This window comes from Mongoliimonas terrestris, assembly GCF_001927285.1.
Classification (GTDB): Bacteria; Pseudomonadota; Alphaproteobacteria; order Rhizobiales; family Pleomorphomonadaceae; genus Chthonobacter; species Chthonobacter terrestris.
This window is the reverse complement of record NZ_MSIG01000004.1, coordinates 216,581-235,758: the sequence shown is the minus strand read 5'-3', so window position 1 is coordinate 235,758 and position 19,178 is coordinate 216,581. Positions and strand designations below refer to the sequence as shown.

Here is a 19,178-nt window from a genome sequence, read left to right as displayed (position 1 = left end):
ATTCCCTCAAGGGGAGAGGGGGATCGGAGGTGGTTCGGGAGAAGGAACGTCCGACCAGTTAGGCGCGTCGGCTCTCATTCCCTCGACGCGCCCCCTCTCGCCTTGAGGGAGAGGGCTGGGGTGAGGGGTGAGCCGCCGTCGCCGGACGACCCTCCCTCAAGCGTTGCCGTCGCCCTCGCGGAAGTAGTCGTAGATCGCCTTCGCGGTGGCGGTGCTGAGGCCGGGGACGGCTTCCAGGTCGCTGAGGGCGGCGCGTTGGATCGCCTTGAGGGTGCCGAAGTGGTTGAGGAGGGCGCGCTTGCGGGTGGGACCGACGCCCGGGATCTCCTGCAGGCCGCCCTGTGCGATCTGCTTCGTTCGCCGCGCCCGATGGCTGCCGATGGCGAAGCGGTGCGCCTCGTCGCGCATGCGCTGGATGAAGTAGAGCACCGGGTCGCGGGTCGGCAGCATGAAGTCGGGCCGGCCGGGGATGAAGAAGCGCTCCCGGCCGGCGTCCCGGTCGGGGCCCTTGGCGACGCCCACCATCGGGATGTCGGCAAGGCCGATCTCGGTGAGGATCGTCTTGGCGGCGTTGAGCTGGCCCTGGCCGCCGTCGATGAGGACGAGGTCCGGCCACGGGCCGAAGCCCTCCTCGTCGCGCGGGGCGGCGTCGCGGCTGCCGTGCTCCTTGAGGAGACGGGAGAAGCGGCGGGTCATCACCTCGCGCATCATGCCGAAGTCGTCGCCCGGCGTGATCTCCTCGGAGCGGATGTTGAACTTGCGGTACTGCGTCTTCACGAAGCCGCCCGGGCCGGCGACGATCATGGCGCCGACCGGGTTGGTGCCCATGATGTGCGAGTTGTCGTAGACCTCGATGCGCTTCGGAATGCCGTCGAGCCCGAACACCTTGCCGAGGCCTTCCAGGAGCTTGGCCTGGGAGGAGGTGTCGGCGAGCTTGCGAGCGAGCGCCTCGCGGGCATTCTGCACCGCGTGGTCGACGAGCTCCTTCTTCTCGCCGCGCCGGGGCACCGCCACCTCCACCTTGTGCTCGGCCTTCTCGGAAAGGGCGCGGGCGAGGAGCTCGATCTCCGGCAGGTCATGGCTGACTAGGATCAGGCGCGGAACCGGCTTGTCGTCGTAGAACTGGGCGAGGAAGCTCGTCAGCACCTCCGCCGGGCTGGTGCCGGCGGCCGCCTTCGGGAAGAAGGCGTGGTTGCCCCAGTTCTGCCCGGTGCGGAAGAAGAAGACCTGCACGCAGTGCTGGCCGCCGTCCTGGTGGAGCGCAAACACGTCCGCCTCCTCCACGCTCTGCGGGTTGATGCCCTGGTGGCCCTGCACGTGGCTGAGCGCTGCCAGCCGGTCGCGGTAGACGGCGGCGCGCTCGTAGTCCATGGCCTCGGCGGCGTCGCTCATGGCGGCGGCGAGGTCGGTCTTCACGGCGCTGCTCTTGCCGGAGAGGAAGGTCTCGGCCGCGTCCACCAGCCGGCGGTAGTCGGCAAGGTGGATCTCGCCAGTGCACGGCGCGGCGCAGCGCTTGATCTGGTGCAGCATGCACGGCCGGGTGCGGCTGGCGTAGACCGAATCCGAACAGGTGCGGATCAGGAAGGCCTTCTGCATGGCGTTAATGGTGCGCCCCACCGCCCCGGCCGAGGCGAACGGGCCGAAGTAGCGGCCCTTGCGGCTGCGCGCACCCCGGTGCTTGACCAGCTGCGGCGCGTCGTGGTCCTCGGCGATGAGGATGTAGGGAAAGCTCTTGTCGTCGCGCAGCAGCACGTTGTAGCGCGGCCGGAGCTGCTTGATGAGGTTGGCCTCGAGGAGCAGCGCCTCGGTCTCGGTGCCGGTGCGCACGAACTCCATGGTGGCGGTGAGCTGCACCATGCGGACGATGCGCGTGGGAAGCTGGCCGAGCCGCGCGTAGTTGGCCACGCGCTTCTTCAGCGAGCGGGCCTTGCCCACGTAGAGCACGTCGCCGGCCGCGTTCAGCATGCGGTAGACGCCGGGCGCGTTCGGCAGCAGCTTCACCATGGCGGCGATGACGGCGACGCCCTTGCGGCCCTCGTTGCCGTCGAGGTCGAGATCGGAGCCCTCCGCCTCGATGGCCGCCACCTCCTCGTCGGACAGCTCTACAACGGCCGCCTCCTCCGTCTCCAGAGGCGCGAGCGCGTCGTCGTTGCCGCCGGCGATGGGCGCGAGCGCCGCGCCGGCCTCGGCGGCGGCCTCGGCCGTCTCCGGGTCGAGCCGGATTGCGTTCGGGGCGATGGATTGAGTCATGCCTCACCGGTCCGGGGCGTTCCGCCCTCTTCTTGCAGTCGATTCGCGTCAGTCGGCGTCAGGGGAATATAGGGCGACGCGATGGGGATTGCGCGGGGGGATGGGGTGGGGTGGGGTGGGTGGGTGAAGGGGGAGGTTCACCCCTCTCCCCAACCCTCTCCCGCGAGGGGAGAGGGGGACCGGCGGAGGTTCGGGTGATAACCGTTGGCGGCGGATGCGATGTCCGTCGCCCCTTCCGGGACGCGCCCCCTCTCCCCTTGAGGGAGAGGGTTGGGGTGAGGGGTGTCGGCGCGACGCCGGCCATTGTTTCCAGACGAAAAGCCGCCGCCCGCCCGCTCCCCTGCCGACCGACGCCAGTGGGACGGTGCGACGCCGGTGACGCGCAGGAATTCGCGGTTGAAGTTGCTCTTGGTGTTGAAGCCGCTCGCCAGCATGGCCGCCGTCACGCTGTCTCCGGCGTCGAGCCTGACGCAGGCGTGCCGGATCCGGTGACCGTTGATGTGGCGGGACACGTTCTCGCCCGTCGCCCGGTTGACGGCCGCGGAAACCGTCTTGGCCGGCAGGCGGAGCCGCCGCGCCAGCCGGGCGAGCGATAGATCGGGGTCGAGGAAAAGGCTTTCGCGGAGGAGAAGGTCGTCGAGCGCGGCGACGAGCGCCGCGTCGGCCTCCGATGGGCCGGCCTGCGGCGCCGGCTCCTCCGCGTCGTCCGCCGGATCGGGGGAAACGCCGGCAAGCGTCGTCGACAGGCTGAGAATCCCGATCACGACGAGATTGCCGGACGTCATCACGACGATGATCCACGGCTTCATCTCTTCGAGGCCCGTCATCATCGCGGCCCCGATCAGAAGGTCCCCGATCCCGGAGAGGATCAGCGCCGCCGCGATCAGCCGCCAGATCAGGCCCGGCTGCTCGCCGTTCACGAGCGCGATGCGGGGAAGGTCGTCCGCGCCGGGCCGCAGACGGATCAGCAGCGCCGCGCCGTATGCAAAGAAGACCGCCGGGATGAGGACATCGAGCAGTTCGGGCGCTGTGACCCGCACGAAGCCGGTGAAAGCGGGGACCGCGAGATGCCAGAGGTCGCGCCCGGGGTCCAGAGCCCGGACGGCAGTGACCTGGAACACCAGAAAGGCGAGCGGCGGCAGGGCGGTCGCGGTCACCGGGCGGATCGGGGCGAACACGTGGTAGGAAAGCAGGGTCGCCTGCAGCGCGACAGCGGCGAGCAGGAGCGCGAAGGGACGCGGCCGGTCGCCAAGGACGAGGGTGCGCAGAGCGAGAAAGGCAAAGACGATGGCCGCAACCATCGGGACGGGAAGGGTTGGCATCGGCGGCGATCCGGACTGAACGGACGGCACCGTGGACCGAAGACCGGTTTCGGTCGACCTCTTTCCGGTTCTAGGACGCGCGTGTGTGGGGTGGCGGGGCATCCGGATGGCGGTCGTCCCGACCTGGACCTGGAGGTCATCCCATGCTCGTATTCGACATCGCCGTCCCCACGCTTCGCCTGCTGCCGTCCCTTCTCGCCGCCGGGCTCGCCGCTGTCTTGCCGCTTCCGGCGGGAGCAGCGGAGGACCTTGCGGGCTACGACCGGTTCACGGTCACGGCCGCCCATCGGCCGACGCCGGTCGCCGCTTCGGTGTGGTATCCGGCGGCCGCGTCCACCTACCCCGTGCCGATCGGTGACAATCCGGTGTTCCAGGGCACGCCGGCTTTCGTCGGCGCGGCCATCGCGCCGGGACGTCATCCTCTGGTTCTCCTGTCGCACGGGTCCGGCGGCAACATGGATGGCCTGGGGTGGCTGTCGTCGGGTCTCGCCCAGGCGGGCTTCGTCGTCCTCGCCGTGAACCACCAGGGCACGACGAGCGGCGACAGCTCGCCGCGCCGGACGCTCGATCTCTGGGAGCGGACCGCGGATCTCTCGGCCGCCCTCGACCAGGTGCTCGAGCATCCCGTGTTCTCGGCCTCCATCGATCCCTCGCGGATCACCGCGCTGGGGTTCTCGCTCGGCGGCGCGACCGCCCTCCAACTGGCCGGGATCAGGATCGAGCGCGACCTGTTCGGCGGGTTTTGCGAGGCGGGCAGCGCGGACGAGCCGACGTGCGCCTTCTTCAGGAAGGGCGGCGTGCGGTTCTCGGCGCTGCCGGAGGCGATCGAGTCGGACGAGACGGACATCCGCGTCGGGGCCGTCGTCGCGGTCGATCCAGCCGTTCCGTTCGCCTACGCGGGCGAAAGTGTCGCCGCCTTCGACAAGCCGGCCCTCATCGTCAACCTCGGCGCGCGCGAGACCCGCTGGAAGGCGGTCGACGCGGGTCCGTCCGGTGCCGACCTCGCCGGCCGGATGAAGGGCGCCGAGTACGCCGAGTTCGCGCCCGCCAGCCACTTCACCGTCCTGCCGGTCTGCAAGCCCGGCGCGGCCGAACTGCTGATCCAAGAAGGCGAGGATCCGATCTGCGACGATCCGGAGGGGACCGACCGGGCGGCCGTGCACGCGGCGATCCTGGAGCGGATGGGGGGGGGGGGGGGGGGGGGGGGGGGGGGGGGGGGAATCGAAAGCGGCCGGCGGGGGAGGTTCACCCCTCTCCCCGACCCTCTCCCTCAAGGGGAGAGGGCGCGCAGGGCGGTGGGGGAGAGCGGAGGGTGCGCAAGCCGGCCGGCCGGCTTGCGCTCGAACCGCCGACGCGCGCCCTCTCCCCCTGAGGGAGAGGGTTGGGGTGAGGGGTGTCGGCGCGAAGCCGGCCGAACGGGGCTGGCAAACGCAAGACGTTGGCTGGACCCCTGGCGGCACGCACCCGACACCGGCCGACCCTTTCGTTCGAGCGCGCAACGCCGGCCCGCCCTCCCGAACCCGGATCCGCCCCCTACCGCCTTGGCCGGACCGGGCGGGTCTTGCCGGCGAGGAGGCCCTTGAGCCTGCTGGCCATGGCGTTCTTCTCGGCTGGAGCGGCCTCGGAGGGACCTGCCCCGCCCTCGGACGGCGCGGGGCTTCCCGCCCCACCCGCAGCCGCCGTCTTGGCGCCCGGACCCACCCCGGCACCCGCCGCCCTCTCCGGCTTCGGCCCACGCTCCTTCTTCGGCTCCAGCAGCAGGTGGATGCGGTTTGCGAAGGTCTGGTCGTCGCCCTTCACCACGTCGTCGATGTGGTCGGTCACCGCGTCGAGGAAAGCCTCCAGCCAGGCCTGATCCGCCTTGTGGAAGTCGGAGAGCACGTGGCCGTGCACCAGCTCCTTTTGGCCCGGATGGCCGATGCCGAGGCGCATGCGGCGATAGCCGTCGGTGATCTGGCTGGTGATCGAGCGCAGCCCGTTGTGGCCGCCATGGCCGCCGCCGAGCTTCATGCGCAGCTTGCCGGGTGGCAGGTCCAGTTCGTCGTGGAGCACCACCACGTCGGTCGGGGCGAGCTTCAGGAAGCGCACCGCTTCGCCGACCGCCCGGCCGCTCTCGTTCATGAAGGTCAGCGGCTTCATCAGGAGCACCCGCTCGCCGGCGATCGTGCCCTCCGCCACCTCCGCCTGGAAGTTCTTCCGCCAGGCCGGAAAACGATAGCGCGCGTGGATGCGGTCCACCGCCATGAAGCCGATGTTGTGACGGTTGCCGGCGTATTTCGGGCCGGGATTGCCGAGACCGGCAAGGAGGATCATGGGCAGCATCCGCGGGACAAGAAACGGACGGCGGTTCGTTCGGGAACGCGCCGCAACGAAAAGGGGTCCCGACCCTATGGCCGGAACCCCTTCGTCAGGCAAGCCCGGGAACGCCATGCGGCCGGACAGGATCGTTCAGGATCGCTCCAGCCGGACCCGGATCGCGCCCCGACCGGCGACCGATCAGCCCTCGGTGGCCGCTTCGGACTGCGAGGCGGCGGAGCCGGCGATGGTCGCGATGGTGAAGTCGCGGTCCTTGATCACCGGAACGGCGCCGGCCGGCAGGGTGACGGCCGAGATGTGGATGGAATCGCCGATGTCGGCGGTGGCCAGATCCACCTCGATGAACTCCGGAATGGCGTCCGGCGACACTTCCAGCTCCACCTCGTGGCGGACGATGTTGAGCACGCCGCCGCGCTTCAGGCCGACCGAGGTCTCCTGGTTGAGGAAGTGGACCGGCACGTCCACCGTGACCTTGCTCGACGCGGAGACGCGCAGGAAGTCCACGTGGAGGAGGAAGTCCTTCACCGGATCAAGCTGGTAGTCGCGCGGCAGCACGCGGATGGCTTCGCCGTCCACGCTGACGGTGGCGACGTGGGTCAGAAAGCCGCCCCCGTGGAGCTTCTTCGTGACCTCGTTGGCGTCGAGCGCGATCGACAGGGGGGCCTGCTTGTCGCCGTAGATCACGGCCGGAATCAATCCCTCGCGGCGCAGCTGTCGGGCGGACCCCTTTCCCACCCGGGCGCGCGCGGAGGCCTTGAGCTCGTAGGTCTGAGCCATGGTGGCTATCCTCGCATATGGAACCTTGAAAACGCGACGGCGGCCCACCGGCCGCCGCACGATCCACGCTCCCTCCAGGGGGGTCGGCGCGGACGCGCGGTGGATAGCCGGAAAAGCGCGGAAATGCAAGCGCGCCGGATCTTGCACGCGCAAGGCGCTGGAGCGGCGGACAGCGGACGGGCAAGCTGAAATCGCCCATTGCGGTTCGCACGCCAATAAGAAATACTGAAGCTCGATGATATCAATAATACTGTTTTATACGATTATAGTATTAGATACAGACTATGCTTCGAAATGCACTTAGTAACATATATATATGTAAATATGTGTTTGACTCTCACTGACGTATCAGCGAGAAAGTGACGGAAATTGCCTCTCCTCTGTTAACGAAGGTATTTGACCATGAAGAAGCTTCTTGCGCAGACCGCCCTCGCCGGCATGATGACCATGGCCGTCACTTCAACCGCGTCGGCCACCTGCGTGCTCGACTCGGGCGCCTATCTCGGCTGCACCCTGTCGGAGTTCACCACCACCTTCTTCCCGGCCAACTTCTCCAGCTTCGCGCCGGGCATCTCCTCGGCGATCGGCTACTACTACGTGGACGACACGTATTTCGGCGATTGGGGCGCGGTGATTTTCAAGTCGACCTCGGTGGCGACCAGCCTGGTGACTGGCATCGAGCACAACTGGGCGGCCGGCACGCCGTCCGTCGTGACCGTGCCGTTCGAAAGCGCCGGCGCCGGCCTCCCGGTGCTGGCGGCGCTCGCCGGCTACCTGGCTTGGCGCCGGAACCGTTCGGTTTCCGCCGCCGCCTGATCGCGTCGGAGACGTCGACGGATCCGACGATCCGGCTTTGAGGAACGGCCGCCCGTGTGGCCGTTCCTCACGCCCCTCAGCGGGGCAGAGGCGACCGGCCAAGCCTCGGTCGTCCCGCATAGGCCTTGAAGCCCTCCCACACGCAGGCTGATCACGGAGCACCGACACAGCGCCCCCCACACACAGAAATGTGATGTCATAGTGAACAGGCAGTTTTCCGCGGCTTCGCGGGAAAACCTGCCTGCATGTTATTATTTACACGATAAATGATGTTTTTGACGCGATGCGGCACTCGCGTTATCCCATGTCCAGCATACCTCTTATCTGTGATTGCAAGTGAGGACTGGCCATGAAGAAGTTCCTGATCGGCGCCGCTGTCGCCGCCGCCACCACCCTGTCCGCCGGCAACGCCTCGGCCTGCACACTGGGCGCCACGCCGTTCACCGTCGGCGGTTGCACGCTCACGACCTTCGTCGAGACCTACGTTCCGGCGAACATCGCGAGCTTTTCCACCGGCTCCAGCACCTGGGCGGGTCTCTACGCCGTGAGCGGCGTCTTCCATAAGTGGAGCACCACGATCACGAAGACGTCGAACACGGTCTTTGAAGCGACGGGTTCCGGCACCGCGACGGTCTTTGCCACCAAGGTGACCACGCCGACCTCCGCCAGCATCAGCGTCCCGTTCGGCGACGCGGCCACCGGCCTTGCCGGCCTCGCGGTCCTGGGGGCGTTCCTGGCCACCCGCCGCCGGGTCGCCAAGACCGCCTGAACGGCCCGCCAGCCTCTCGCCTGTTGATATCTTGCCACCATCGGTCCGTTGGTTCGGACCGGTGGTGGTTCTGTATCGACAGTCCAGCGATCTCGGCCGCCAGCAAGGTAGGGCGGCGATCCCGTGAAGCCGCTTGCCGGTTGACACGTCGACCGGTTGGCCGGGCCGACCATGGAGCCGCACAGGCAGCGATCCCTAGGCTCCGGTCCATGGGCTTCGGTCCATGGGCTGCCGGCGATCGCGACCGGACTGAGCGACCCGCGGCGGGTCAGCCAACCGCGCCAAAGAGGGTTGGCCGTCCGGCGGACGGCTCGATCAAAGCGGTCGACCGTGAGAACCGGTGGAACCGAGGCGTCGGACACGCGGCAACATGCCTGGTCCTTTCGCGATGTGTTGTCATACAAAATACCGTAAATACGCCCTACCGATCTGTTTTTGTATGTATAAATTTCTTTTTGAAAGCCACTTATAGCATCTTCTCTATGTCTTTACCGTTGACTCTTCTTGCTGCATGCGCGAAGAAATGATGCTGTTGCAGCATTTATCTTTCGAAAAAGGTCTCACTCATGAAGAAGTTTCTCCTTCAGACCGCCATTGTCGGCGCCATGATGGTCTCGGCGTCCGCTGCCTCCGCGGCGTGCGTCAAGTCCAACACCTACCTGTTCGGTGGGTGCACCTTGACCGAGTTCGCGACGTCGTACTTCACGACCAACTTCACGGACTACAAGCACAAGGACAACGTCGTCGGCTTCTTCACCGGCCACTACTGGCTGGCGAAGGTTCTGGTGGTCGGTCCGAACTACATCATCGGCGGCGACACCTTCGACTTCGCCGACAACAAGGTCACCGACCTCACCGCGCCGATCGCCGTGCCGTTCGAGTCCGCCGGCGCCGGTCTTCCGGTGCTCGCCGCCATGGCCGGCTACCTGGCCTGGCGTCGCCGGTCGGCCGCGTCGGTCTGAGCCCTTCGGGGATTGGCGGCTGCGGTGACCTCCCGGCTCGCCGCCGACCCTCCACAAGTCCGGACATCGGCGGTCATGGCCGCCGGTATCCCTTTTGTTTCGGCCCTTTTGCCTGAGCCCTTGTGCCTGAGCCCTTGTGCCTGAGCCTTTGCGTCTTGGCCCCCGCTTCTGGGCCCTTGTGTCACGGCCCCCGTGTCTTGGCCCTGATGTCTTGGCCATGATGTCTTGGCCCTCGTGGTTGGGCTTTTGTCTCCGGGCCCTCGGTTCGGCCGGTGCCGACCCCTCTCCGGACGGTCGATCGGTGCCCTGCCATCGGTCGTCGCAGCCGTTCCAGCACTGCCGGACGCGCGCGCTTTCGGTCCCCGGTCCGCCCTTCCCCTTTGACACACCCGTCTGCCGTCGCCACCATCCGCGCCGTCACGACGAGGTGCTTCGCGATGATGGTGCGGTCCCCTACCCTGTCGGCCCTGGCCGGCGTCCGGCACGGCTGGTTCACCCGCGAGGGCGGCGTGTCGGACGGCATCTACGCCGGGCTCAACACGGGGCTCGGCTCGACCGACGACCCGGCCAAGGTGCGGGAGAACCGCGCCCGAATCGCCGCCGCCATGGGCGTTTCGCCCGATCGGCTGGTGAGCTGCTACCAGGTGCACTCGCCCGACGTGGTGGTGGCCGAGCACCCCTGGGCGCCCGCCGACAACCCCAAGGCCGACGCCCTCGTCACCCGCGTGCCGGATCTCGCCATCGCGGTCTCCTCCGCCGACTGCGGCCCCGTGCTCTTTGCCGACGGCGAGGCCGGCGTGGTCGGCGCCGCCCATTCGGGCTGGAAGGGCGCCTTCACGGGCGTGCTGGAGGCGACGGTGGACGCCATGGTGGGGCTCGGCGCCCGGCGCGATCGGATCCACGCCGTCGTCGGCCCGATGATCTCCGGCCGTGCCTACGAGGTCGGGCCGGAGTTCGTCGCCCGCTTCCGCGACGCCGGCGAGGATCTCGCCCGCTGGTTCCGCCCGTCCGAGACACCCGGCCACGCCTTCTTCGACCTGCCGGCCTATGTGGTGCATCGGCTGGCGCGGGCGGGCGTCGGCACGGCGGAGAACCTCGGCCTCTGCACCTATGCGGACGAAGCCCGCTTCTATTCCTACCGGCGGATGACGCACAGGGGCGAGGCCGACTACGGCCGCCACCTGTCGGCCATCGCGCTCGATCCCCGCTGAAGGCATACCCTGATGGCACTCCATTTCGACCGCGCCGAGTTCAACCGCCGCCGCGTGGCGGTGAATGCCGCCCTGGAGGCGCGCGGGCTCGACGCCATCCTGCTGTTCGCCCAGGAGAGCATGTACTGGCTGACCGGCTACGACACCTTCGGCTTCTGCTTCTTCCAGGCCATGCTGGTGACCCGCGACGACCGGCTCGCCCTCCTCACCCGCTCGGCGGACCTTCGGCAGGCGCAGCACACGTCCATCGTGGACGACATCCGGATCTGGGAGGACCGCGCCGACGCCGGCCCGGCCGACCAGCTGAAGGACATGCTGGCCGAATTCGCGCTGCGCGGCGCACGCCTCGGCGTGGAGTACGACACCCATGGGCTCACCGCGAAGAACGGCAAGGCGCTCGACACCGCCCTCTGGGGCTTCGCCGAGACCGTGGACGCGTCCGACATCGTCTCCGGCCTCCGGGCCGTGAAGTCGGAGGCGGAGATCGCCCATGTGCGCGAGGCGGCGCGGATCGGCGACCTCGCCTTCACCCGCGCGCTCGACGTGATCGGCCCCGGCGCCGACGAGGCGCGCATCCTCGCCGTGCTGCAGGGCACCGTCTTTGAGGAAGGCGGCGACTATCCGGCCAACGAATTCATCATCGGGTCGGGTCGGGACGCGCTTCTCTGCCGCTACAAGGCCGGCCGGCGGGTGCTGGACGCCGACGACCAGCTGACGCTGGAATTCTCCGGCGTGTTCCGCCACTACCACGCGCCGCTGATGCGCACGGTGGTGGCCGGCCAGCCGTCCGCCCGCCACCAGGTGCTGTTCGAGGCCGCCGCCGAGGCGCTCTCCGCCGTCGAGGCGGCGCTGACGCCCGGCCGCACCTTCGGCGACGTGTTCGACGCGCATGCGCGGGTGTTCGACGGCCGTGGCCTCTCGGCCCACCGGCTTGCCGCCTGCGGCTATTCGGTCGGCGCCCGCTTCACGCCGAGCTGGATGGACCGGCAGATGTTCTACCGCGACAACCCGGAGCCGATCGTGCCGGGCATGACGCTCTTCGCGCACATGATCCTGATGGACAGCGAGACCGGCACCGCCATGACGCTCGGCCGCACCAGCCTCGTCACCGCCACCGGCCCGGAGGTGCTCTCCACCCTGCCGCTCGACCTGCCGGTCCGCCCGTGAGGCGGTCGACACAGCGCACAGGCGGGCCTCGACACGCGCCGACCGGAGGTCAGGCTTGAACACGGGCGCCGCCTCGTCCACAGATAGGCCGTCGACAGCGACAAGAAGCCAGGGGAAGGACACGATGATCGACATCGCCCGCCAGAGGCGCCGGATGGCCGTCTCGCTCGCCACGGCAAGCCTTGCGACCCTTCTCCTCGCCGGGTGCCAGAACGGCGGCGCCAGCGCGGCCCGGCCGGGCACGGCGACGCCGGTGGCCCGCACGCTCGCCACGCCGCCGGAGGCCGTCACCCCGACCGTGCCGCCGGTACCGGCCTCGCAGGCCACCTTCCGCTTCGACCAGGTGCTGGGCGTGCCGACCAACAAGGCCGACAGCCTCGCCACCGATCTCGGCCGCTACGCCCGCGGCCGCAACCTGACGCTGGTGCGCCGGGGCGACCCGACGGCGAGTTACCGCATCCTCGGCTACCTTTCGGCGGTCGGCGGCGACGAGGCCACCAACGTCACCTACGTGTGGGACATCCTCGATTCCAGCGGCCGGCGGCTGCACCGCATCACCGGCATCGAGATCGCCGGCGAGGCGGACGCCGACCCCTGGTCCGGCGTCAACGACCAGGTGCTGCAGGCCGTCGCCGCCCGCACGGTGGAGCAGATCTACGCCTGGCTGAACCAGGTGCCGGCCGGCCCGGGCGCCCCCGCGGCGCCGGCGGCGGCGGCCCAATTGCCCGGCACCAGCATCTAGGCAGCGGTCAAGGTCGACAAAACCTCCGGCCGCACCTCGGCCGGGCGCATGCGACACAATCGTGACGGAAGTCGCATGCAATCCATCGGCATGTTTACGCGCCGGTGCGCCACTGCTAAAAGGCGCGCGACAGCGGGGGCGGCCGCCCTTCGGGCTCGACGCATCGATCGTCCTCTCGACCCCGCCGCTTCCTTCGCAAGGGCCGATCGCACATGAAGCTGGTTTCCGGGAACTCGAACCGCACCCTCTCCGAGGCGATCGCGGACTACCTCGATTTGGAGTTGACCCGAACCTCCGTCAAGCGCTTCGCCGACCAGGAGATTTTCGTCGAGATCCAGGACAATGTGCGCGGCGAGGACGTGTTCGTCATCCAGCCGACGAGCTACCCGGCCAACGACAACCTGATGGAGCTCCTAATCATCACCGACGCGCTGCGCCGCTCCTCGGCCCGGCGCATCACGGCGGTGCTGCCCTACTTCGGCTACGCCCGGCAGGATCGCCGCGCCTCCGGCCGCACGCCCATCTCGGCCAAGCTGGTCGCCAACCTGATCACCCACGCGGGCGTCGACCGGGTGCTGACCCTCGACCTGCACGCCGGCCAGATCCAGGGCTTCTTCGACATCCCGACCGACAACCTGTTCGGCGCCCCGGTACTCGTGCGCGACATCAAGGAGCGCTACGCGGTGGACAACGTGGTGGTGGTGTCGCCGGACGTGGGCGGCGTGGTGCGCGCCCGCGCCCTTGCCAAGCGCATCGACGCGCCGCTCGCCATCGTGGACAAGCGGCGCGAGCGGGCCGGCGAGAGCGAGGTGATGAACATCATCGGCGCCGTGGAAGGCCGCGACTGCATCCTCGTCGACGACATCGTGGACAGTGGCGGCACGCTCTGCAACGCCGCCGACGCGCTCCTTACCAAGGGCGCCGCGTCGGTCACCGCCTACGCCACCCACGGGGTGCTCTCCGGTGGGGCGGTCGCCCGCATCACCGCCTCGCGGCTGAAGGAGATGGTGATCACGGATTCCATCCAGCCGACCGCCGCGGTGCTGGAAAGCCCGCGCCTGCGCGTCATCTCCATCGCGCCGCTGATGGGCGAGGCCATCGCCCGCACCGCCGCCGAGCAGTCGGTGTCGAGCCTGTTCGACTGAGCGGCACCGGGCGGCGGCGCGTCAGAAGCCCGGCACCGTGAGGCCCGGCCGCGTCACCGCCATCGCCTTGAAGAGCGTGCCCATCTGGTCGGGACCGGCGAGCCGGTCCACGGCGGCGACGATGGCGTCGCGGTCCGCCGCGCCCTTTTCTGCGCCGAGCCGGCCAGCGCGCTCCAGAAGGCCGAGCCGCACCAGGAAATCGCCCTGCCCCACCGGCCCGTGCACGGCCGCGCCCTCGGCCCGGGCCGCGGCGGCGAGCGCCTCGAAGTCCACCTGCACGGTGAGGTCCACGGCGCCCGGGTCGGCGAGCGCGTCGGCGAACCGGTGGCGGGCGACCGCCTGCAGGGTGTCGCCGGCGCCGGAGCGGTCGCTGCCATAGTCGATCGCCAGCACCACGCCGCCGTCGCGTACCACCCGGTGGGCGAGGTCGCCCATGACGGCGGCGGCGACGCGGGCGACCTCCACCACGGTGCCGAGGGGCGCCAGACGCGCGTGCGGCGGCACGAGGTCCGGGTCGACGCCGGCCGCGCCCGCCCCGAAGGCGAGCGACCCGTCGGGCCCGAGCCCCACCACGCGCTCCCGCCAGCCCTCCGCGGTCCGCACCAGCTGGCGCACCGGCAAGGCATCGAAGAACTCGTTGGCGATCACGATCAGCGGCCCCGCCGGCAGCGTGTCGAGCCGGTCGTGCCAAGTGGCCGGCACGCCGGCGCGGGCAAGGACGGCGGCCTGGGCGGCGCGAAGGCGCGGGCTCGTCTCCACCAGGTGGAGGTCGATGGCGCGGCGGAAGCCGGGGCGGACGGCGGCGACCCGAAGGAAATCCCCCATCAGGGTGCCGCGGCCGGGGCCGAGTTCGACGAGGCGCACCGGGTCCGGCGCGCCGAGATCCGCGTGCACCGCCACGGCGAAGGCGCCGACCAGTTCGCCAAACATCTGGCTGATCTCCGGCGCGGTGACGAAGTCGCCGGCGGCGCCGAAGGGATCGCGGGTGGTGTAGTAGCCGTGCTCCGGATCGCCGAGCGCCATCGCCATGAAGTCCGCCACCGAGAGCGGCCCGGTGGCGGCGATCAGGGCGCGGATGCGATCGAGAAGCGGACCGGCGGCGGCCGACATGGAGCGTCAGGCCTTGCGGAGCGCCGGCGCGCGCCAGACGGTGCGGCCGGTGCGGGCATAGAGCACGATGGCGATGCCGAGGATCACCAGCGGCAGCGACAGCACCATGCCCATGGTGAGCATGTCGAAGGCCAGATAGCCGACCTGCGGATCCGGGCTGCGGAAGAATTCCACCACGATGCGCGACAGGCCGTAGCCGATGCCGAACACGCCGGTGACGAGGCCCGGGCGGCGGAGCGCGCCGGCGCGCACCATCACGGTCAGCACCAGGAAGAGCACGAGGCCCTCCAGCGCCGCCTCGTAGAGCTGGCTCGGGTGGCGCGGCTGGTCGTCGGCGGTGGGGAAGACCACCGCCCAGGGCACGTCGGTCGGCCGGCCGTAGAGCTCGCCGTTGATGAAGTTGGCGATGCGGCCGAGGAAGAGGCCGACCGGAACGGCGGCGGCGGCGAGATCGTAGAGCGACCAGGTGTTGAGGCCGCGGCGGCGGGCGAACAGCGCCATGGCGATGGCGGCGCCCGCAAGGCCCCCGTGAAAGGCCATGCCGCCGTGCCAGACCATGAGGATTTCCCACGGATTCTGACTGTAGGCGCCGAAATTGTAGAAGAGCACGTAGCCGACGCGCCCACCGAGCACGACGCCGAGGGTGATCCAGACGAGCAGGTCGTCCACGTCGAGGGCGGAGGGGCGGCCGGCGCCGGTCCACAGGCCGTCGGTGGCGGCGAGCTGGCGCAGATACCACCAGCCGAACAGGAGGCCGGTGACGTAGGCGAGCGCGTACCAGCGGATCGCGAACGGCCCGATCTCGATGAGCACCGGGTCGATGGCCGGAAAGGGCAAGACGAACAGCGGCATCGCGGGTCCTCGTCGGTTGGCGCGCGCGGGACCGCTGGCGGTCGCGGCGGACCCGCGGACGTTTGCGGCAGCGCACGCGCCCCGTCAAGCGCCCGCAAGGCAGAGTCGGCCCGGAACGGGCGGAGCCCGCACGGCGTTCTTCCTTGCGCCGTCGCCCGGAGATCGCCACATGGGGGGTGCGGCGGCCGTTCAGGCCGGCTATGATCAAGCCGTCCGCATGCTATTCGTCAGACCGGCGGACCCGCCTCAGGCGCTTTTTCGCAAAGCGCCCGGCCCGCCATTCGTGGAGTATCGTCATGACCCAGTCCCAAGGCCGCCTGTTCGACGAGTTCGCCAAGCTCATGAACGATGCGGCGGGGGTGGCTCAATCGGCCCGCCGCGAGGTCGAGACGGTGTTCCGCTCCCAGGCCGACCGGGTCGCCTCCGAGATGGACCTGGTGCGCCGCGAGGATCTGGAGATTGCCCAGGATCTCGCAACGCGCGCCCTGTCCGAGGTGGAGCGCCTGTCCGCGCGGGTCGCCGCGCTGGAAGGCCAGATCGCCGCGCTGACCGCCGGGGCGGTCGGCCGGGACACGACGCCCGCGACGCCGCCGCACACGCCCGATGGGGCCTCGGGCGGCGCCTGATCAGCACCTTTCGTCATTGCCCGCGCCACGCGCCGGCCCGGCCGGTCGCGTGCCATTGACGTCTCTATTGTATACGCAAAGCCACTGCCGCTATTGTGACCATGATGCGCTGGAAGGCAGGGGGAACTGGCGCGAGGCTGAACGCCCTTGGGGGCGATCCGAAATCAGTCATTTCGCTGCTCACGATCCACCCTATACTTCAAGGCAGATGAGATTCGCCGCCCGCCCGCCAAGCCGGGTGCGCCGGCGGCGCCGAGGTGGCTTTGTTGAATTCCCGGGGGTTGCGTCGGCGCCCGCGGGTGATGAACCGGTTGGTCGTCCGCACCTCCTCCCGTGGGGCGGCCATCGGGGTGGAGAATGCTCCGACCGGAGCGGCACCGCCCGTTCGACACGAACGGATCGGCCCCGCTTCAGGGCGGGCGTTCTTGAGGAAGCTAGCGTGCTGGGGTCCAGCCGCAACCTTGGAGGTCGACCGTGACCCTCATCGATGTCTCTACCGAGCGACCGAGCAATCCCGTCGATTCGATCGAACTCATCGCCGCCCAGAACGACTGGTCGTTCGAGCGGTCCGGGGAGGACGAAATCACCGTTTCCGTGCAGGGGAACTGGTGCGACTATCACGTCTCCTTCTCCTGGATGGAGGATCTGGAGGCGCTGCATCTGGCCTGCGCGTTCGACATCAAGGTGCTGGAGACCCGCCGCACCGAGGTGGTGAAGCTCCTGTCCCTCGTCAACGAGCAGATGTGGGTCGGACATTTCGATCTCTGGCAGAAGGAGGGCGTGATCATGTACCGGCACGCTCTGCTTCTGGCCGGCAACGCCGAGGCGACGGACGAGCAGATCGCCGCCATGCTGGACAACGCCCTGGAGTCCTGCGAGCGCTTCTACCAGGCGTTCCAGTTCGTGGTGTGGGCCGGCAAGCCGGCGCGCGAGGCGCTGGACCACTCGCTGATCGAGACCGTCGGCGAGGCCTGAGCCGCGGCACGGCCCTTCGGCGGCTCGGACGGACGGACTTTGACGGCGCCCGGCTCCCTCCGGGCGCCGTTTTCCGTTGCGGCCGAGAGGGCGGCGCGGAGACGCACCCAATCTGCCCAATCCGCGCCGGGCGCGGAAAGGGACTATGCTCCGCGCGGCACGCGGGAAGAGACATGCTCCGCGCGGCGCACGAAAAACCCGGCGCCAGGCCGGCACCGGGACCCGTGGGACAGCAGCCTTTTGGCGAAACGCCTCAGGCGGTGCGGAAGGCGAGGCGCGAGGCGACCTCGTCCATCTGGTCCTGCTCGATCGCATCGGCGGTGACGCGATCGCGCATCTGGTCGCGCTCCTCGATGAGCTCTACCTTCTTCATGTCTTCCACGGCTTCCGACAGCGCCGCACGGGCCGCATCGAGCTGGCCCTTCAGGTCGCCGGCCGAGACGAGCAGATTGTCCCGCCGCTGCATGGCCGCCTTGGCGAAGGTCGGGTAGGCGAAATGGGTCACGTCGGTGATGCCGACGCGCTTCTGTTCCGCCAGAATCTGGTCGTCAAGCTCGGACGCCATGCGCTCGAACTCGGCGATCATCATTTCGATCTGGGTCACCTGCCGACGCTTCTCGTCGACCTGGAACCGCTTCAGCCGGATGAGACTGTTACGCGACTTCATCATTCGTTACTCCCCGGATGCTGGGAAGCTTAACCCAATGGTCGTTTCCAAAAGGTTGGCGAGGGAGCGATAACCATCATCACGTCCCGTCCGTTCCTCCTTCCTCTGGTTGAGGAAGGCCTCCAGCGGCCCGTTGAGCGCGATCGCCTCGTCCACCTCCGGGTTGGAGCCCTTGCGGTAGGCGCCGAGGCGGATGAGCTCCTCCATGTCGGCGAAGGTGGCCATCAGGCGGCGGCTTTCCTGGATCAGCGGCCGCCAGCGGGGCTCCACGCAGCCCGGCATGGTGCGGCTCACCGACTTCAGGACGTTCACCGCCGGATAGCGGCCGCGCTCGGCGATGGCCCGCTCCATCACGATATGGCCGTCGAGGATACCGCGAACGGCGTCCGCCACCGGCTCGTTGTGGTTGTCCCCCTCAACGAGCACGGTGAAGAGACCGGTGATGCTGCCCTCCCCCGCCCGGCCCGGCCCGGCGCGCTCCAGAAGCCGCGGAAGCTCGGTGAAGACGGTGGGCGTGTAGCCTTTGGACGTGGGCGGTTCGCCCGCCGCAAGGCCGATCTCCCGCTGGGCCATGGCGAAGCGGGTGACGCTGTCCATCAGGCAGAGCACGTCGCCGCCGCTGTCGCGGAAGTGCTCGGCCACCGTCATGGTCAGGTAGGCGGCCTGCCGGCGCATCAGCACGGATTCGTCGGAGGTCGCCACCACCACGACGGAGCGGGCGAGGCCTTCGGGCCCGAGGTCGTCCTCGATGAACTCCTGCACCTCGCGGCCGCGCTCGCCGATGAGGCCGATGACGGCCACGTCGCAGGCGGTGTAGCGGGCCAGCATGGAGAGGAGCACGGACTTGCCGACGCCGGAGCCTGCGAAAATTCCCATGCGTTGGCCGCGGCAACACGTCGCGTACGTGTTGAGGACGCGCACGCCGAGATCGATCGGCCCGCCGACCCGCGTCCGCTCCGAGGCGGCCGGCGGACTGGCCCGCAAAGGACGCTCCAGCGGGCCCTGTTCGAGCGGTCCCTTGCCGTCGATCGGTTCGCCCAAGGCGTTAACGACGCGGCCGAGCCAGCCTGCCGACGGGCGCATCGTGGCGGCGTTGGAAAGGATTGTGGCCTTGGCCCCGAGGCGCACCCCTTCCATCGAGCCGAACGGCAGGCAAAGCGCCCGTTCTCCGCGAAAACCGACCACCTCCACGCCCACCGTGCGGCCCGCGAACCCGGTGACGCCGAGACGAGCGCCGACGCTCATCTCCTGGACCGGTCCGGCGACCTCCACGAGGAGGCCCTGGACGGCGGCAACCCGGCCGTAGACCTGGCGTTCCGGGATGCCCTGAAGGGCTGCGACCAGTGCGTCCATGCGGGGCTCCATGGGGTCCTCTCCACCACCTGTGACCAGTTTGCGACACTCGCGATTCCGTGAATAAGAACCCCCTCCTGATTCGAGCAGTGTAACGGTTCGTTTACTCCCGGCGTTA

18 protein-coding genes are annotated in these 19,178 nt (G+C 69.2%); 10 read left to right on the top strand and 8 right to left on the bottom strand.

The window, feature by feature from the left end; translation table 11 throughout:
* Nucleotides 1–156 precede the first annotated feature (156 nt).
* On the bottom strand, nt 157–2,250 hold the full coding sequence (gene uvrC, locus BUQ68_RS07560) for an excinuclease ABC subunit UvrC (protein ID WP_083656379.1): 2,094 nt from the start codon (nt 2,248–2,250) through the stop codon (nt 157–159).
* Between the two features lie 137 nt (nt 2,251–2,387).
* A complete protein-coding gene (locus BUQ68_RS07555; protein WP_083656378.1) occupies nt 2,388–3,572 on the bottom strand; it encodes an AraC family transcriptional regulator in 1,185 nt (394 codons plus the stop codon).
* Between the two features lie 143 nt (nt 3,573–3,715).
* Between BUQ68_RS07555 and BUQ68_RS07550 the strand changes: the two genes are divergently transcribed.
* On the top strand, nt 3,716–5,155 hold the full coding sequence (locus BUQ68_RS07550) for an alpha/beta hydrolase family protein (RefSeq protein WP_075215331.1): 1,440 nt from the start codon (nt 3,716–3,718) through the stop codon (nt 5,153–5,155).
* On the opposite strand, the gene pth is transcribed toward BUQ68_RS07550, so the two are convergent.
* Together pth and BUQ68_RS07540 are read right to left on the bottom strand one after the other, a co-directional pair.
* Nucleotides 5,106–5,885: an aminoacyl-tRNA hydrolase gene (pth, locus tag BUQ68_RS07545; RefSeq protein ID WP_075215491.1), complete on the bottom strand. Its 780-nt coding sequence runs from the start codon at nt 5,883–5,885 to the stop codon at nt 5,106–5,108. The genes BUQ68_RS07550 and pth overlap by 50 nt on opposite strands.
* A gap of 183 nt (nt 5,886–6,068) precedes the next feature.
* Nucleotides 6,069–6,665: a 50S ribosomal protein L25/general stress protein Ctc gene (locus BUQ68_RS07540; RefSeq protein ID WP_075215330.1), complete on the bottom strand. Its 597-nt coding sequence runs from the start codon at nt 6,663–6,665 to the stop codon at nt 6,069–6,071.
* 402 nt (nt 6,666–7,067) lie between these two features.
* On the opposite strand from BUQ68_RS07540, the gene BUQ68_RS07535 reads away from it, so the two are divergent.
* The 7 genes from BUQ68_RS07535 to BUQ68_RS07505 all read left to right on the top strand — a co-directional run bounded on the left by BUQ68_RS07535 (nt 7,068) and on the right by BUQ68_RS07505 (nt 13,477).
* Nucleotides 7,068–7,481, top strand: a complete 414-nt coding sequence (locus BUQ68_RS07535) for a hypothetical protein (RefSeq protein ID WP_075215329.1) — start codon at nt 7,068–7,070, stop codon at nt 7,479–7,481.
* A 349-nt stretch (nt 7,482–7,830) separates the two neighbouring features.
* Nucleotides 7,831–8,250: a hypothetical protein gene (locus tag BUQ68_RS07530; RefSeq protein WP_075215328.1), complete on the top strand. Its 420-nt coding sequence runs from the start codon at nt 7,831–7,833 to the stop codon at nt 8,248–8,250.
* Nucleotides 8,251–8,816: 566 nt separating this feature from the next.
* Nucleotides 8,817–9,212 carry a hypothetical protein gene (locus BUQ68_RS07525; RefSeq protein ID WP_075215327.1) on the top strand — a complete coding sequence of 132 codons (396 nt, stop codon included), beginning with the start codon at nt 8,817–8,819 and terminating at the stop codon, nt 9,210–9,212.
* 437 nt (nt 9,213–9,649) lie between these two features.
* Nucleotides 9,650–10,423, top strand: coding sequence for a peptidoglycan editing factor PgeF (gene pgeF, locus BUQ68_RS07520; protein ID WP_075215326.1), 774 nt, complete (start codon nt 9,650–9,652; stop codon nt 10,421–10,423).
* A gap of 12 nt (nt 10,424–10,435) precedes the next feature.
* Nucleotides 10,436–11,590, top strand: coding sequence for a M24 family metallopeptidase (locus BUQ68_RS07515; RefSeq protein WP_075215325.1), 1,155 nt, complete (start codon nt 10,436–10,438; stop codon nt 11,588–11,590).
* Nucleotides 11,591–11,714: 124 nt separating this feature from the next.
* Nucleotides 11,715–12,332: a hypothetical protein gene (locus BUQ68_RS07510; RefSeq protein ID WP_075215324.1), complete on the top strand. Its 618-nt coding sequence runs from the start codon at nt 11,715–11,717 to the stop codon at nt 12,330–12,332.
* Nucleotides 12,333–12,544: 212 nt separating this feature from the next.
* Nucleotides 12,545–13,477 carry a ribose-phosphate pyrophosphokinase gene (locus BUQ68_RS07505; protein WP_075215323.1) on the top strand — a complete coding sequence of 311 codons (933 nt, stop codon included), beginning with the start codon at nt 12,545–12,547 and terminating at the stop codon, nt 13,475–13,477.
* Nucleotides 13,478–13,498: 21 nt separating this feature from the next.
* On the opposite strand, the gene BUQ68_RS07500 is transcribed toward BUQ68_RS07505, so the two are convergent.
* Together BUQ68_RS07500 and lgt are read right to left on the bottom strand one after the other, a co-directional pair.
* Complete coding sequence (locus BUQ68_RS07500) at nt 13,499–14,587, bottom strand: class I SAM-dependent methyltransferase (protein ID WP_075215322.1); 1,089 nt, start codon at nt 14,585–14,587, stop codon at nt 13,499–13,501.
* Between the two features lie 6 nt (nt 14,588–14,593).
* Entirely contained in the window at nt 14,594–15,439 is an 846-nt protein-coding gene (lgt, locus tag BUQ68_RS07495) for a prolipoprotein diacylglyceryl transferase (protein WP_075215321.1), read from the bottom strand.
* A gap of 296 nt (nt 15,440–15,735) precedes the next feature.
* On the opposite strand from lgt, the gene BUQ68_RS07490 reads away from it, so the two are divergent.
* Nucleotides 15,736–16,065 (top strand): accessory factor UbiK family protein, encoded by a 330-nt coding sequence (locus BUQ68_RS07490; protein WP_075215320.1) that lies wholly within the window; start codon nt 15,736–15,738, stop codon nt 16,063–16,065.
* 474 nt (nt 16,066–16,539) lie between these two features.
* Nucleotides 16,540–17,040, top strand: coding sequence for a type III secretion system chaperone family protein (locus tag BUQ68_RS07485; protein ID WP_075215319.1), 501 nt, complete (start codon nt 16,540–16,542; stop codon nt 17,038–17,040).
* Nucleotides 17,041–17,293: 253 nt separating this feature from the next.
* Here the strand turns inward: BUQ68_RS07485 and fliJ are convergent, their stop codons facing one another.
* Entirely contained in the window at nt 17,294–17,707 is a 414-nt protein-coding gene (gene fliJ / locus BUQ68_RS07480) for a flagellar export protein FliJ (RefSeq protein ID WP_075215490.1), read from the bottom strand.
* Nucleotides 17,708–17,713: 6 nt separating this feature from the next.
* Nucleotides 17,714–19,060, bottom strand: a complete 1,347-nt coding sequence (gene fliI, locus BUQ68_RS07475) for a flagellar protein export ATPase FliI (RefSeq protein ID WP_075215489.1) — start codon at nt 19,058–19,060, stop codon at nt 17,714–17,716.
* Between the last annotated feature and the right edge of the window lie 118 nt (nt 19,061–19,178).